Raw genomic sequence first — 15408 nt, 5'->3', positions numbered from 1 at the left:
AAAAGATAATATCGTTAGTTTAACATGAGAGAAGTTTGAGTGGGAACCATATAGGCAAAGAATAAGAGAATAGAAGGTACATAAAAGGAGTGATTGGGATGGACTTCGTTATTATCGGAGGAGATGCTGCCGGAATGAGTGCAGCTATGCAAATCGTAAGGAATAGTAAGGGGCATTCAATAACCGTGTTGGAACAAGGGGGAATCACCTCGTATGGACAATGTGGCCTGCCGTATGTATTAAGTGGGGATGTCGGGTCTACTGAAGACCTCATCGCACGTGACCCTGAAACGTTTCGCGAAAAATATGGCATCGACGTCCGAACCCATCACACGGTAACAGAAGTAGATTGTGACCATAAAGTCATTTACGGAAAAGATGATCAGGGTGAGGGTTTTGAATTGTCCTATGACCGTCTGCTTGTAGCTTCCGGGGCAGCACCGGTCATGCCTCCGTGGGAGGGACAGGAGCTTGAAGGGATTTATTCGCTGAAGACCATACCTGATATCAAAGAGATTATGGCAGCGACTACGAGCGATAAGCAACATGTGACCATTATCGGCGGCGGGTACATAGGACTTGAAATGGCCGAAAGCTTTGTGTCGATTGGAAAGAAGGTACGGTTGATAGACCGCGGACCTCAACTGGCGAAAATTTTCGATGAGGACATGGGAGAGCTGGTGCATGAAGAAGCCGAACGAAACGGCGTGGAATTACATCTTGGGGAATCGGTTGAAGGTTTTAAAGGGGATCAGCATGTCCAATCCGTCATCACGGATAAAGGAGAATACCAAACCGACCTGGTCCTTGTTGCCGTAGGAGTGGCACCGAATACCACCTTTATGAAAAACACGGGTGTATACAAAGGGGTGAATGACGCGATTGCCGTGAATGCTTTTATGGAGACGAGCATCCTGGACATCTATGCTGCCGGGGATTGCGCCACACAGTACCACCGTATCAAAAAGAAGGATGATTATATTCCATTAGGCACGCATGCCAACAAACAAGGGCAAATCGCCGGTCTGAACATGATTGATCATCGAAGATCGTTCCGGGGAATTGTGGGTACGTCGATTTTGAAATTCTTTGATTTAACGCTTGCCCGGACAGGTCTTTCTGAACAGGAGGCAAAGAACGAAAAGATCCCGTTTAAAAAAATTACGATTGAATCCACCCATGCTGCCGGTTACTATTCCAAGGAGGATCCAATGACGTTGAAAATCGTTTATCATGAGCAAACCGGTCAGTTGCTCGGGGCTCAGATCATCGGAGGTCTGGGTGCTGATAAACGCATCGATGTCCTTGCCACTGCGCTGTTCCATGAAATGTCCATCGATGAATTAGAAGACTTGGATCTTGCCTATGCGCCACCTTATAACAGCGTGTGGGATCCTGTACAGCAGGCCGCCCGCAAGGCAGACTGAATCGTGTAGGAAGTTCTTCATGTATGGTAGGATAGGAATGAAGCACCATACAGGAGGATTCATGCTGTGAATACAGATTTATATAAAAAGGCGGAAGCATTCATTTGCCAATACTATCAGGAGCAACAGCTTTGTGATACAGATGAGAGATTGAAGGAAATCCAGCGGGAAATTAGTGAGACGGGAAGCTATACGCACACCTATGGTGAGCTTGAATATGGATCAAAAGTCGCCTGGAGGAACAGTAACCGCTGCATCGGACGTCTTTTTTGGAGCAGTTTGAAGGTCTTTGATGCAAGAGATGTCGATACAGAAGAGGGCATGCGTGATGCACTACTCAACCACCTGGATTACGCGACAAATGGGGGACGCATCCGCTCGACAATTACTATTTTTAAACCCAGGACTTCGGAACATGTCGTGCGTCTTTGGAATCACCAATTGATTCGTTACGCCGGGTATGAAGAAAACGGCAGGGTGACAGGGGACCCTGCTTCTATTGCGTTTACGAAGGAATGTCAGAAACTCGGATGGAGAGGAGAAGGCACGTCTTTTGATGTGCTGCCTCTCGTCATCCAAATGGATGGACGGGAGCCCGTGTGGTATGAGATCCCGTCTGAAAAAGTGAAAGAAGTACAGCTGCGTCATCCGGATTTTGCATGGTTTGAAGACCTGGGACTACGTTGGTATGCAGTGCCGGTGATTTCAGATATGCGCCTTGAAATCGGTGGCATCGATTATACAGCTGCTCCGTTCAATGGCTTTTATATGGAAACAGAGATCGGGGCCCGCAATCTTGCCGATGATTTCCGGTATGATCTTTTGCCTGTTGTAGCTGAATCCATGGGACTGGATACGAAGCGGAATTCATCCTTGTGGAAGGACCGTGCCTTGATTGAGCTCAATCAGGCAGTTCTGTTTTCTTATCAATCCGAAGGGGTAACCCTTGTTGACCATCATACCGCAGCTCAACAGTTCCATCAGTTTGAGAAAAAAGAACATTCATGTGGACGTGAGGTCACGGGTGACTGGACATGGCTTATCCCTCCCGTCTCGCCGGCATCTACTCACATTTTCCATTCCGCCTATAAAAACCGGATGGACACACCAAACTATTTCTATCAAACACCGGCCTATGAAAAAAATCCTTCCCAATGATTGGGAAGGATTTTTTTTCTTTTCTTATTTATGTGAGTTATAGACTGAATGAGCAATATATCAATTCAAGATGATAATTATCCATCCGTTAATCGAATAAGAGCTTATTCATACAGGTCCGGCCGCCGGTCTTGGAAAATAGGAATCTGCTCGCGGATCGCTTCGACAGCTGTGAAGTCAACATCTGCATACACGATTTCTTCATCCAAACCACCTTCAGCTAAAATGTTTCCCCAAGGGTCTACAACAATGGAATGCCCTCCAAACTCATTGTTTTGATCCGCACCTACACGGTTGCAGGCGATGACGAAGCATTGATTTTCAATGGCTCGGCTAATCAATAGATTGCGCCAATGCTCCACCCTTGGTTTAGGCCATTCCGCAACGACCAACAGCCCTCTTGAACCATTCAGCATGTGAGTTCTCATCCATTCAGGGAAACGGATATCATAACAAATGACGCCGGCCACCGGCACATCTCCAAGTTGGAAGTTTCCTTTTTGATTTCCTGATTCTAAAAACTTCTCTTCATTCATCAAACGGAACAAATGCGCTTTCCGGTAATTGACCAGCCGGTTACCTTCCGCATCGTAGGCGACGAAAGTGTTATAATACTTCCCGTTTTCTTCTTCAGCTATGGATCCGGCAATCGTGATCTTATATTCCCTGGATAAAGTCATCAACAGCTCATGCGTGGGTCCTTCGAGCGTTTCTGCTATTTCGTCAAAGCGGGAAAGATCATAGCCTGTCGTCCACAACTCAGGTAACAAGATGACCTCACTTCCTTGTGCAGCAGCTTCTTTTATTTTCTCTTGCGCAAGTTTCCGGTTCTCTTCAGGATCACCGAAAACGATGTCCATTTGAATCATGGCTATTTTTGTTGTCATCCTATCACCTCATTTTCTTCTTAGTGTATCAAAAAATTCTGACGTTTCCCTAATGTTTTCGTAAGGGATTTTGCCTGGATGGTGAGAATTGATCTCCTGCCTTCATTCTGTGTATCGAAACAGACCGCCCATGCTACAATAAACATAAACCGCTATTCAATGATATGACAGGTTTCTTGAAAACTCGGTTTCGAGACCTTTGTTAAGTAGATGGGGCTGCGGGGAATAACTTGCTTTCTGCGGGAGCGCGGCAAGCACTTTTGTCCCAGGAGTCTCGCCATTCCCCTCCCACCCCTTTACCAAGTAGGATTCTTGAAAACCAGGCAACGAACCTCGAAACATCTCGAAACTGATTCTTCAAGAATAGGGAGCATATCTGCTAGAAAGAGTAAAAGGACGTGGGAGTATGTTTGAGTTGTTTCTTCCGATGCTTGAAAGGCTCGGGATTATCGTAACGGTCGCTTTCATTATTACCCGTTTCCGGTTTTTCCGAGAGTTGATTGATAAAAAGACGCTGGACCAACGTCAGCGGTACATGGCGATCGCGTTTTTCGGGTTGTTCGGAATTATTGGTACATATACAGGCATCACCTATGACACGAGTTCCCTTGATTATGGACGCTGGGTTTATAATCTTGTCGAATCCGAAGCACTGGCAAACTCAAGAGTGATCGGAATAGTTGCAGCCGGTCTTTTCGGAGGTTACCGGATCGGTATAGGGGCGGGAGTCATTGCTGGACTGCATCGTCTGTCTCTCGGAGGGTTTACAGGGGTCGCTTGCGGGATATCCGCAGTGGTAGCTGGAATCATTGCAGGTTACTTTCATAAAAAAGAGGAGCCTCTGAAACTGAAGACGGCATTATTTGTTGGTGCTCTTGCAGAAACAGTCCAGATGGGAATCATCCTCCTCATCTCCAATCCATTTCCTCGTGCGTGGGCCCTTGTCCAGGAGATTGGAGTACCTATGATTGTAGCCAATGGTGTTGGCTCCGCCTTGTTCTTATTGATCATTCGCAATGTTCTTCATGAAGAAGAGAAAGTCGGAGCCATACAGGCCCAAAAAGCGCTGAAGTTGGCAGAGTCGACGGTATCTCATCTGCGCAAAGGGTTAACGATGGATTCTGCAGAAAAGGCATGCCGGATAATTTATGGAGAAGTTCAAGTGAGTGCAATCTCCATGACTGATAAACAAAGGATTCTTGCTCATGTAGGACAGGCTGATGACCACCATAAGGCGGGGGAGCCGATCCAAACGGACGCTACTCGTGAAGTTATTGAAACAGGGAAGCGTGTAGTAGTCAGACATGAAGAGATTCAATGTCAACAGCCGGATTGTCCTCTTGGGGCTGCGGTCATCGTTCCATTGAAGAAACGTCAGGAAGTGGTTGGTACGCTAAAGTTTTATGTATCGTCACAAAAAGAAATCTCCAATGTTTTATTGGAATTGATCCAGGGATTAAGTGCACTCCTCAGCCAGCAGCTGGAGCTTGCGGATGCTGAAAAAGCACAGGGACTTGCACGGGAAGCGGAAGTAAAAGCCTTACAGGCCCAAGTGAATCCACACTTTTTGTTCAATTCGTTAAACGTCATCGTTTCGTTGACCCGCACGGAACCTGACCGGGCAAGAGCCCTTCTTATAGCGCTTTCCAAATTTTTCAGACAAAACCTGGGAGCAACGACCAAAACCTGGACCTCTTTAAAAGAAGAGTTGAAACATGTAAAATCCTATCTTCTCATCGAAGAGACGCGTTTCGTTGATCGCCTGCATGTCCACTATGATATTGATGAAACAGCGTTATCCGCTCGTATCGCTCCTTTAACCTTACAACCCCTGGTCGAAAACAGCATCAAGCATGGGATCAAAGACCAGGAAGGGGGAGCGGAGATTACGATTCGTGTTCGTAAAGATGGTGGTAGCGTAAACATCAGCGTAGCAGATAACGGAAAAGGCATTGAACCGATGAGGCTGCGTACTTTGGGAGAACAATCGGTCACGTCTGAAAGAGGGACGGGATTCGGGTTATATAACGTCAACAAACGATTAGAATACATGCATGGAAAGAGTGCGAAGCTGCAAATTAGGAGTGAACAAGGACAGGGGACCACCATAGCCTTTACGGTCCCTCTTCACGAAAAGGAGACAGGGTCATGAGTGGGAAAATCACGGTTCTCATCGTTGATGATGAGCGCTTTAGTCGCGAAGAATTGAATTTTTTACTAAAACCTTACGAAAGCATAGAAGTCGTAGGTGAAGCAGGATCCGGAGATGAAGCCGTCATGCAGACGATAAAGCTTCAGCCGGATGTTCTTTTTCTTGATGTGGAAATGCCGACGATGGATGGAATGGCAGTAGCGAAGGCGGTTCAGGAACTCAAGAAGGTGCCGGAGATTGTGTTTGCGACCGCCTATCCGGATTTTGCTGTCGAAGCCTTTCGTCAGAAGGCTATCGATTACTTGCTTAAACCTTTTGACGAGGAACAGTTGAGTGAAACTTTAGAAAGAATAGAGAAGAAATTGAAGCCGGTGGAAGAGAAGGTGGGCAACGCTCCTTCCAAGTTGGCCGTTGAGGTGGAAGAAACGATCGAATACCTCGATCCCTCAGAAATTATGTACGTCTACCGGGAGGATCGAATGACGAAGATCGTCGGGAAACAAAAAGTCTATGAAACGAAAGATGCGCTTAAAGATGTGGAGAAGAGGCTGCAAGGCTTCTCTTTCTTCCGGATTCATAAAAGTTATCTTGTGAACCTGGATTATGTACATCGGTTAACTCCGTGGTTCAATGGAGCCTACCAGTTGGAATTGCAGCACACAAAGGAAAAACTTTCTGTCAGCCGTAACTATGTAAAGGAATTAAGAAAGAAGCTGGAGTTGTAATCTGACGCTGTCTTTCATTCTACATTTACGACATCTTGGGCATTAATCCTGACATGTTAGTCAAAAAACTCACTTTTGGAAGCGTTCTCTTGATATATTTTTTGTAAGCGATTACAGAAACGCGCGAAAAGGAGGATATACAATGATTACTTTTCTAGTGAGTATTGCACTTTTAATTATCGGTTATCTAACGTACGGTAAATATGTTGAAAAAATGTTCGGCGTAAACACAGGACGTGAAACGCCTGCTTATTCTCATGGTGATGGTGTCGATTACCTGCCAATGGGAGAAAAAAGAAATGCTTTAATTCAGCTCTTGAACATCGCGGGTGTAGGTCCCATTTTCGGTCCTATTCTCGGGGCTTTATATGGACCAGTCGCTTTCCTGTGGATTGTGTTTGGTGCCATTTTTGCCGGAGCGGTGCACGATTATTTGACAGGGATGATTTCCATCCGTAACCGTGGTGCCCACCTGCCTGAGCTTGCAGGGAAGTTTTTAGGAAAAGTCATGAAGCACGTAGTCAACGCGTTTGCCATTCTTTTACTTGTCCTTGTAGGAACGGTATTCGTTACAGCACCTGCAGATTTATTACACAATATGACGAGCAGCTGGCTCGCTCTTCCGGTTATTCTGGTTGTGATTTTTGCTTACTATTTGTTAGCGACAATGCTTCCCATTGATAAGATCATCGGACGTTTTTACCCGGTTTTTGGTGCTCTTCTACTCATCAGCGCTATTGGAGTCGGTGTATCACTTGTCGTCACAGGTGCACCCATCCCGGAATTGACTTTAACCAATATGCATCCGGATAACGCACCGATTTTCCCATTGTTGTTCCTGACGATTTCTTGTGGTGCTCTCTCAGGCTTTCATGCGACACAGACCCCGATTATCTCAAGAACGACACAAAAAGAAAAACAAGGGCGTCGCATTTTCTACGGCATGATGATTGCTGAAGGGATCATAGCCATGATCTGGGCAGCGGCAGCCATGAGCTTGTTCAACGGTTCAGCAGGACTGAATGAAATTCTTGCAAGTGGTGGACCAGCAGCCGTTGTGAGTGAAGTTTCCATCGCTATGCTTGGCGCTGTCGGTGGTACTCTGGCCGTGCTTGGTGTCATCGTTCTGCCAATCACATCCGGAGATACAGCATTCCGAAGCGCCCGTATGATTATTGCTGACTATATTAAAGTACCTCAGAAGAAAATCATGAGTCGTGTATGGATTGCCCTCCCATTGTTCGTCATTTCCTTTGCTTTGACACGAATTGATTTCACGTTACTCTGGAGATATTTCTCCTGGGCAAACCAATCAACAGCCGTCATTGCGCTGTGGGTAGGAGCGATGTACTTGTTCCTGTCCCGTAAGAATTACTTTGTTGCGGCCGTGCCTGCGACCTTCATGACAATGGCTACATTCACCTACATCCTGAATGCACCGATCGGATTCGGATTGTCCTTGAATGTTTCCTACGTTGTTGCAGCCATTGGTACCGTTGCGGTGGTCACAGCCTTTATCATTGCCGCCCGTCGTGGACTAAAGAAGGATATTCCTCTGGAAGAGGATCTGAAGCAAACCGCTTAATGTTAAAGAGCACCTACTTTTTGAAAGTAGGTGCTCTTTTTTGTCTGTGGGCCCTTAAGGAGAGGGCGGAATGTGGAGTATTTCTGTTCATCATGTCGAATCCTAAAATAACGATGTCGAATACGTTATGTCCGCCAAGCACTCGTTAGGGAATGTTTTTCTTAAGGATGAAAGGGTATCCTTTATAGGGAAAGGAGAGATTTTTGTGGGACAAGAAATCCAAGAAAAACAAGGAACTTTTTTCATAGGACAAGAAGAAGACCCAAAGGCTCAGCTTCTATTTGAAGAAAATGAAAATACAATGGTCATTACAAGTACTTTCGTTGCGCCGTCTGAACGTGAACAAGGTTTTGGCGGGGAATTGATCGATTATGCCGTGAACTACGCACGTAAACATAAATTAAAAATTGACCCGGTCTGCTCCTTCGCCCGGGAAGTTATTGATCATACACCTGAATATCAAGTGGTGTTAAAAGAGTAGAGGGGGAGTTTCTGATGGTGAAAATAAGGGAACCTGAAGAAAAGGATTTGATGCATTTTACAAGATACAGCATTGATTTTCTTCATGTGACCAGCTCAGAAAGGCTGAACAATGAAGAAGTGAGAAACCGCAAGTATTGGGCAGCCGATCAATTCCTAGCAAAAAACCCGAAACAGAAACTGTTGGTTGCTGATATGAATGGAAGAATGATCGGGTATGTTCTTGGCATTATCGAGTCCCATGGGGAAGCAGATGTGTATGGATATATCCGGGAAGTATTTGTGGATGAATTTTATAGACGTGAAGGTATTGGCACAGACTTGTGTGACGAACTGGTTGATTGGATGTATCAGCAGGAAGCAAAAACAATCCAGGTAAGTCTCCGCCCTCATCAGAATGGGGTGAGTGAATTCATCCGCCATATCGGTTTTTCTTCAGTCAGCACCCTTTATGAATACCAGCCAGAGAGATAAAGGATGTTTTGGAGAGGAGATAGAGAATGAAAAAGGCTATGCTGATCGTCAATCCTTCTTCAGGAAAAGAAGAGGCTGTCGATCATGTTGAAAAAATCGAGCAAATTTTATCGGAAAAAGATTATGACGTGGAAGTTTCTCAAACAGAGAAAGAACTGGATGCCACAAAGTATTGTCAAAATGCCTGCAGAGATGAGTACGATCTCGTCGTTTCCATGGGGGGAGATGGTACGCTCCATGAAACAATCAATGGAATGGTAGACGAAAGCCATCGACCGCGCTTGGGAATCATTCCACTTGGCACAGTCAATGATTTTGCAAGGGCTCTTGATATTCCTCTGAAAGTGGAAGAAGCAATCGATGTCCTTCGTTCTGATCAGACCAAATCTGTGGATATTGGAAAGTTCAATGACCAGTATTTTGTTAATATCGTAGCAGCGGGTGCCCTTGCTGAAGCGACCTATGAAGTGACACCCGAACAAAAAACGAAATTCGGTCCGCTTGCTTATATGATGGAAGGGATGAAAACCTTAACCCAGAACAGCAGCTATCCTATGCGGATCGAATATGACGATAAGGCATGGGAAGGGGAATCTTTTCTTTTCCTGGCGGCTTTAACGAATTCAGCCGGGGGATTCGAAAAATTATCCCCGGAAGCGAAAGTGAATGATGGGAAAATCCACGGCTATATCGTACCTAAAGTAAATATGATTCGTCTCGCTTCCATTGTTTCTGCTATTCTTCGAGGTGGACTCAAAGACGAGCGGGATGTGGAATACTTCAAAGCGGATCATATCCGTGTGATTTCGGAAGAAAACCTGGTGACGAACGTCGATGGAGAAGAAGGCGATTCTCTGCCTGTGGAGTTGTCTGTCCTTCCATCTCACATATCTGTCGTTGTAAAATAGGTAAAGGCTGTCATGTGTACAGCCTTTTTTCTGTGCCATACTAGGAGTGAATGAGGTGCATCTATGAAGAAACCAGATATGGAAGATTACTTGCAGGAAGGCATTTATGGAAGTCGGCAAACAAAACCAGGGGAAAGAAAGCAATACCTTGGTACGTTAAGAGAACGAGTCCTGGTCGCACTGACGAAGGGGCAGGTGATGCGGGAGCAGGGGCAGGAAGAGTTGGTAGATCTCATGAAAAGCTACCAGGATGCCGAACTGCTTTTGAACGGAGATGTAAGCTATCGGTTTTTATCTCCCTACATGGATTTAGCCGAGGAGCATAATATTCACCACTCCATCGTTTCGAATAAGGAAACCCATTCTGAATTCGGGGCTGTGCTCACATTGGATTACGCTGTTGAAAAAGAGCATATCAGGGTTGAAGAAGAAAAGGAAGTCGTAGAATCATCTGACCAGAACGGGTGGACAAGCTTTTTCAAATTTCTTTTTAAACCATCTAAATAAAAGAAAGGCTGCGGATGCTCCGCAGCCTTTTTACACGTCCTTCAAATAGAGAGGCCATTTTTTATTTGTACTGATTTAAGAATCTTGCCAGACCTACGATAATAATAGCAAAAGAAAAAAGTATCATTGCAATGTAGCCGGCGTAGAACAAGAATTGATCGAAAAAGTTCCCGGAAGTTTCACCGATGCTGTAAAGCGCATACCCGGAAAGTAGAGCAGCTAGGAACAGAAACACACGGTTGTTGAAGTCCATCTTTATTCCACCTCCTTTGTACTTCAAATATATGATGTACAAACGTGGAATATTTAACTTTTAAAAAATATTTTGCCGGCTTGTCCACACAGAGCGCGGATCTTGTCTAATATTATGTCATTCTCCAACTATTTGGCAGGATTCTTGAAGACTCAGTTTCGAGACTTTTATTGAGTGGGTGGGGCTGCGGGGAATAGCTCGCTTTCCGCGGGAGCGCGGTGAGCTTCCTCGGACTGCGTCCTGTGGGGTCTCACCAAGCACTTTCTTCCCGCAGGAGTCTCGCCATTCCCCTCCGCCCCTTAACCAAGTATGGTTCTCGAAACCACTACTTAAAAATGAGCTTGTATGGATATGAGATGTGAATGATTTAAACTCTACCTCGTTGATGTTTAGCATACGCAAATGCTTGATAGAACACACTATATGCCTGCCTAGGGGGGGGTGAATTGGAACCTTACTAATGAATACAGGTGTTCGAATCATCCACTTCCCTCAACCATTCATGCTACCCCTTTTAGAATTAGTTTCGAGACACTTATAAGGTAAAGGGGCGGAGGGAAAGCGAACCTTTTCCCGGAGCCCCTAGAATCACACAAACATCTCGAAACTGAGTCTTCAACAAAAGGGAGCTTTAGTGTTATAAAAGAGGATAAAAAAAGCCCCCTTTTGAATGGGCAAAAGGGGGCGATGGTATATGTCTTTTCATTGAAGGAAGACAGACCATGAAATCTACAGGTTATTTTTCCTGGCGGGGAAAAATAATAGGGTGATTCGACGTAAGAGACAAAAGAGAGTACTCTAGAAAGAAATGAATTCTATTGAACAAATAAACCATGTGCTTCGTCGTGGACAACCAGCACGACCGCGCACTGCACGATTCAGTATCTCTTTTGCTATTCTTTATTGTATCACCTTTTCCCTGGTTGCTGCTTTGGGAAAAAAGCGTTCAAAAAGGATAACTGAATAGAGGTTTAGAGAAAAAATTTTCTCAAGTTTTGACTACTATTGGTAAATTGTAAAATATATTCAAAAGAATAATTGTTGAAAAAGCAGGAATCTTGTACACTTGAACTATCAACTATATGGAGTGGAGTACATGGATGTCAGTAAAATCCAATTAATGATTCAAATGCAGGCCATGTCTATGTTAGGGAATCGTAACTCGGACACTTTTTCAGGTGGGATGCAGGACATGACGTTTCAAAGTCTGCTGAATGCAGCGATGGAGCAGTCATTTTTTGCGAGTGAGCCTTCTTCAGCAAAGCGTCTTTCACCACCCGTTCATACATTTATGGAACAGCAGGCCCCCGTTTCTGTGAAGGAAAGCCAGGAAGGGATGGGCATTGCCAATGTAACCAGTGGAAATGAAGATTTAGATCAGCTCATAAAGAAAGCATCCACGCGCTATGGGGTCGATGAAAAATTAGTGCGGTCTGTGGTGAAGGCTGAATCGAACTTTGATGCTGGTGTAGTCAGTCACGCAGGAGCTCAAGGGTTAATGCAGCTGATGCCAGCAACAGCAAAGGGTCTTGGCGTTACAGATCCATTTGATCCGGAGCAGAACTTGATGGGCGGGACAAAGTATTTGAAGCAGATGCTTGATCGTTATGAGGGCGATACTGAATTAGCACTTGCTGCTTATAATGCTGGTCCTGGCAATGTAGACAAGTATGAGGGGGTCCCCCCTTTCAGGGAAACGCAGAATTACATAACTAAAATAATGGGAAGAGCATAAAATTGCGCGGGCGTCTTAACAAAGACCCCGCGCTTTTTGATCCTAGATGGGTTTACAATGTCTTAGTTTTGAAAACGAGCAGTGACTATTTATCTGGTTCAAGTTCCCGACTCATCTGCATGTATTGATCAAAAACGACGGTCATTTCTTTTAAGCGGTTGCGGACGTCTTCGTCAATCAGCTCTCCTTGAGTGGAAAAGTGATTCGTGTGTGTGTACACGTAATTTGGTGTTACCATGCACCGGAAGTAGTTGAGGATTGGCTTCAATTGATTCTCTACGACGAGGTGATGCTGCAAGGTCCCCCCATTGGCGACAATCGACACGGGTTTATAACGCATGGCCAGAGGTGATACGGCATCGAACACGTTTTTTAAAGTGCCTGGGATCGATCCTTGAAAAACGGGCGTAGCGATGACATAAGCATCGGCTTCCTCGATTTCATGGATCAATCTTTTCATATCATCATTGTACTCTTCAGCTGGGCGGCCATCTACGAATTGAAGTTCGTAATTCTCGAGGGCAACGACTTTGGTGGTGTGTTCCGTTGGCAGCTGTTGTATATATTTTTCGATTTCATCAAGGAGCGTCCGGGTCTTTTTCCCGACGATCGTTCCGTTCAATAGTAGGATCTTCATGACAACTTTCTCCCCTTCAATTTTCTTTGAGCTATGATATCCTATGCAGAACTTAAAAAAATGGGCTATGTAGCTAAGGGTAGTATGTGTTTGGAACGCCCGAATATCTTATGAAATTCTGAATTATAGTGCGGCACAGCATTCAACCGTTTTCCGACACGTGGAGTAGGTGTAAATCACCGTAACGGTTGCAATTATGTGGTATAGTCTCTTTTCTTTTTATGGTAAAGTATACGTCTTATTTAAGCAATTGTGAGGATTGTGCTTGCTTCCTGTCAGAATAAGAAGGTTATAATAGAGGAGAGGAGGGAAGCTGATGATCCGTTTATGGCGAAGAATTAAGTTTCTTTTCAATGTCAGAAAATCTGTGCCGTTTCTTGTACAATTTTTCAAATCAAAAGATGTGAGTGCCGGGAAGAAATGGTTTTCCGTTGTACTCTTAGTGGCATACCTTTTATTCCCTTGGGACATCATCCCGGACTTCCTCGTATTCTTCGGTCTTGTCGATGACCTTGCTGTTTTTACTTACATCATGCAATGGATGGTGAAGATGGCTCCTGTGGATCTGCAAAAGGAGTACCGGGTCTATGATGAATAGAAATGTTTAATCAACGGCAAGATGAGGAATGTAACTGTAGTAGATTCAATAATTAGTCAAGGAGTGATGGATAATGAGTAAAGTAATGTTTACCGCACATGCAACAGCACAAGGTGGAAGAAATGGCCACGTTAAGTCAGATGACGGTTTAATTGATTTGAACCTTTCCATGCCTGGTGAAGGTGATGAAAAAGGATCGAATCCAGAGCAATTGTTTGCTGCTGGTTATTCCGCTTGCTACGATGGAGCATTGAACCTGGTTGCAAGTAAACAGAAGAAAGACATCGAATCTGAAATCACTGCTGACGTCAGCCTTATGAAAGATGAAGCAGACAATGGTTTTAAAGTAGGCGTTGTCCTTAATGTGAAAGTCAAAGGCGTTTCTCAGGAAGAAGCGGAATCACTTGCTGAAGAAGCACATAAAGTATGCCCTTACTCTAAAGCAACGAGCGGGAACATCGACGTTGAAATCAATGCGAGCGCTGTATGAAAAATAACCCCTTGATCCCTGGTGGAAACTCCACCAGGGATTTTTATTTGAAGGAAGGGAAGAATAGTTACAGCGCATAAGATGCGATTCATATCATTACCAGGAGTGCTGGCAATTATGGTATTTTATAGTCGAAGGGGTGAAGGCGATGAAGATCACCGACCAAGCGAGAGATTTGTTAAATCAAATCTTAGAGGATGAAGATGCAGGATGCCTGCGCTTATTTTTTGCTGGTTACGGGTGTGGGGAACCGGATATCGGTATGACGATTGGTGAACCGGAAGGGGATGATGAGCTTCATCACATCAACTCTATTCCTGTAGCCATAGACAGTAGAATTGCCCATATGACGGAAGCCTTGACGATTGAAGGGAAACAGACCATGGAAGGGCCGAAGTTTCAGATGCTTGGGCTTCCTGAAAAAGACTGTTGAAACAATACCCACGGTTTTGTGGGTTTATTTTTTTAGGAAACGTTCCACGTGCAGGGTTCTTCCTAATGAAACGTATATAGTAGAAAAGAGGGGATCGCTACACACCATGATGGCATCAGGACACCAGGTTGTGGGTTTCACATTCGGGGTGGGAGCCATGACCTTACTCCCTACATTCGAGTGGATGCCTGAACAGCCTCTTCAAACGGTTTTATTTTTTGTGTTCGTCCTTTTCGGCTCACTTTTGCCGGACATCGACACACCAACATCCACCCTTGGCCACAAGTTTTGGCGAGGACTTATGACGGTCTTTACCGTCGCCTTTCTCTGTTACTTGTTTGTACCAGAGTATTTGGACACCTATCGAGAACAACTGAAAATTTTCGTCATGCTGCTTTTACCCATCCTCATCATGATCCGCGGACATAGAAAAATGACCCATTCCGTGTTGTTTGTCGGTTTACTTATCGGTTACGGTATTATCCTTGAACAAGCCTTCTCCATCCCCCGTATGTATATCGGAGGATTGATCATAGGCGTGGTTTCGCATTTATTTGGTGATTACATAACGAAAAAAGGTATCCCGTTGGTTTATCCTTTTTCAAAGAAGCACATACAATTCATCTTCACCTTTCGAACAGGCTCCAATAGTGAGCGTCTCATTGTCTACAGCCTGCTTTTATGGAACGTATGGTACCTCACCTCAAACATTTTCTGACACTACATTCAAGTAGTGTCTTTTTTATATCCAAACCTTATCAAGCTTTAATGTGCTGCGGAGTGGCCCACTTCTCTCAATCATATGAGCCGAAATTTTAGAAGTGGTTTCGAGCAACTTACCCGGTAAAGGGGCGATGGGCATGACGAATCTTTTCCCGGAGCCCCTAGAATCACACAGAAATATCGAAGCTGAGTCTTCAAGAAAAGGAACTGTTGATTAAAAGGAAATATAATCCATA

At 44.7% G+C, this 15408-nt stretch carries 17 protein-coding genes; 14 read left to right on the top strand and 3 right to left on the bottom strand.

Going from position 1 to position 15408, the window contains the following annotated elements:
• Window positions 1-98 precede the first annotated feature (98 nt).
• Together GLW00_RS18500 and GLW00_RS18495 are read left to right on the top strand one after the other, a co-directional pair.
• Entirely contained in the window at window positions 99-1427 is a 1329-nt protein-coding gene (locus tag GLW00_RS18500; RefSeq protein WP_160916574.1) for an FAD-dependent oxidoreductase, read from the top strand.
• A gap of 66 nt (window positions 1428-1493) precedes the next feature.
• Window positions 1494-2585, top strand: coding sequence for a nitric oxide synthase oxygenase (locus GLW00_RS18495; protein WP_160916572.1), 1092 nt, complete (start codon window positions 1494-1496; stop codon window positions 2583-2585).
• Between the two features lie 104 nt (window positions 2586-2689).
• Here GLW00_RS18495 and GLW00_RS18490 read toward each other — a convergent pair whose 3' ends face one another.
• Complete coding sequence (locus GLW00_RS18490; RefSeq protein WP_160916570.1) at window positions 2690-3472, bottom strand: carbon-nitrogen family hydrolase; 783 nt, start codon at window positions 3470-3472, stop codon at window positions 2690-2692.
• Between the two features lie 406 nt (window positions 3473-3878).
• On the opposite strand from GLW00_RS18490, the gene GLW00_RS18485 reads away from it, so the two are divergent.
• From GLW00_RS18485 to GLW00_RS18455, 7 genes are all read left to right on the top strand, one after another.
• Entirely contained in the window at window positions 3879-5624 is a 1746-nt protein-coding gene (locus tag GLW00_RS18485; RefSeq protein WP_160916568.1) for a sensor histidine kinase, read from the top strand.
• Window positions 5621-6349, top strand: a complete 729-nt coding sequence (locus GLW00_RS18480) for a LytR/AlgR family response regulator transcription factor (protein WP_160916566.1) — start codon at window positions 5621-5623, stop codon at window positions 6347-6349. Before GLW00_RS18485 ends, GLW00_RS18480 begins: the two co-directional genes overlap by 4 nt.
• A gap of 142 nt (window positions 6350-6491) precedes the next feature.
• Window positions 6492-7934: a carbon starvation CstA family protein gene (locus tag GLW00_RS18475; RefSeq protein ID WP_160916564.1), complete on the top strand. Its 1443-nt coding sequence runs from the start codon at window positions 6492-6494 to the stop codon at window positions 7932-7934.
• Window positions 7935-8139: 205 nt separating this feature from the next.
• On the top strand, window positions 8140-8415 hold the full coding sequence (locus GLW00_RS18470; RefSeq protein WP_160916562.1) for a GNAT family N-acetyltransferase: 276 nt from the start codon (window positions 8140-8142) through the stop codon (window positions 8413-8415).
• A gap of 14 nt (window positions 8416-8429) precedes the next feature.
• Complete coding sequence (locus GLW00_RS18465) at window positions 8430-8888, top strand: GNAT family N-acetyltransferase (protein ID WP_160916560.1); 459 nt, start codon at window positions 8430-8432, stop codon at window positions 8886-8888.
• A gap of 26 nt (window positions 8889-8914) precedes the next feature.
• Window positions 8915-9796: a diacylglycerol/lipid kinase family protein gene (locus GLW00_RS18460; protein ID WP_160916558.1), complete on the top strand. Its 882-nt coding sequence runs from the start codon at window positions 8915-8917 to the stop codon at window positions 9794-9796.
• Window positions 9797-9859: 63 nt separating this feature from the next.
• Window positions 9860-10303 carry a YueI family protein gene (locus GLW00_RS18455; protein ID WP_160916556.1) on the top strand — a complete coding sequence of 148 codons (444 nt, stop codon included), beginning with the start codon at window positions 9860-9862 and terminating at the stop codon, window positions 10301-10303.
• Between the two features lie 61 nt (window positions 10304-10364).
• Here the strand turns inward: GLW00_RS18455 and GLW00_RS18450 are convergent, their stop codons facing one another.
• On the bottom strand, window positions 10365-10556 hold the full coding sequence (locus GLW00_RS18450; RefSeq protein ID WP_160916554.1) for a hypothetical protein: 192 nt from the start codon (window positions 10554-10556) through the stop codon (window positions 10365-10367).
• 1066 nt (window positions 10557-11622) lie between these two features.
• Here GLW00_RS18450 and GLW00_RS18445 point away from each other — a divergent pair.
• Complete coding sequence (locus GLW00_RS18445; protein ID WP_439108905.1) at window positions 11623-12291, top strand: lytic transglycosylase domain-containing protein; 669 nt, start codon at window positions 11623-11625, stop codon at window positions 12289-12291.
• Window positions 12292-12376: 85 nt separating this feature from the next.
• On the opposite strand, the gene GLW00_RS18440 is transcribed toward GLW00_RS18445, so the two are convergent.
• A complete protein-coding gene (locus GLW00_RS18440) occupies window positions 12377-12928 on the bottom strand; it encodes an NADPH-dependent FMN reductase (protein ID WP_160916552.1) in 552 nt (183 codons plus the stop codon).
• A gap of 316 nt (window positions 12929-13244) precedes the next feature.
• Here GLW00_RS18440 and GLW00_RS18435 point away from each other — a divergent pair, with 316 nt between their 5' ends.
• From GLW00_RS18435 to GLW00_RS18420, 4 genes are all read left to right on the top strand, one after another.
• Window positions 13245-13526, top strand: coding sequence for a YkvA family protein (locus GLW00_RS18435; RefSeq protein ID WP_160916551.1), 282 nt, complete (start codon window positions 13245-13247; stop codon window positions 13524-13526).
• Between the two features lie 73 nt (window positions 13527-13599).
• Window positions 13600-14016: an organic hydroperoxide resistance protein gene (locus GLW00_RS18430; RefSeq protein ID WP_160916549.1), complete on the top strand. Its 417-nt coding sequence runs from the start codon at window positions 13600-13602 to the stop codon at window positions 14014-14016.
• 148 nt (window positions 14017-14164) lie between these two features.
• The gene (locus GLW00_RS18425; RefSeq protein WP_160916547.1) at window positions 14165-14449 is read left to right on the top strand and encodes an iron-sulfur cluster assembly accessory protein; all 285 of its coding nucleotides are present in this window, start codon (window positions 14165-14167) and stop codon (window positions 14447-14449) included.
• 106 nt (window positions 14450-14555) lie between these two features.
• A complete protein-coding gene (locus GLW00_RS18420; protein WP_160916545.1) occupies window positions 14556-15167 on the top strand; it encodes a metal-dependent hydrolase in 612 nt (203 codons plus the stop codon).
• Window positions 15168-15408: the final 241 nt, after the last annotated feature.

The sequence above is a fragment of the Halobacillus litoralis genome (genome assembly GCF_009856445.1).
GTDB lineage: Bacteria > Bacillota > Bacilli > Bacillales > Halobacillaceae > Halobacillus > Halobacillus litoralis.
This window is presented reverse-complemented; position numbering and strand designations above follow the sequence as displayed.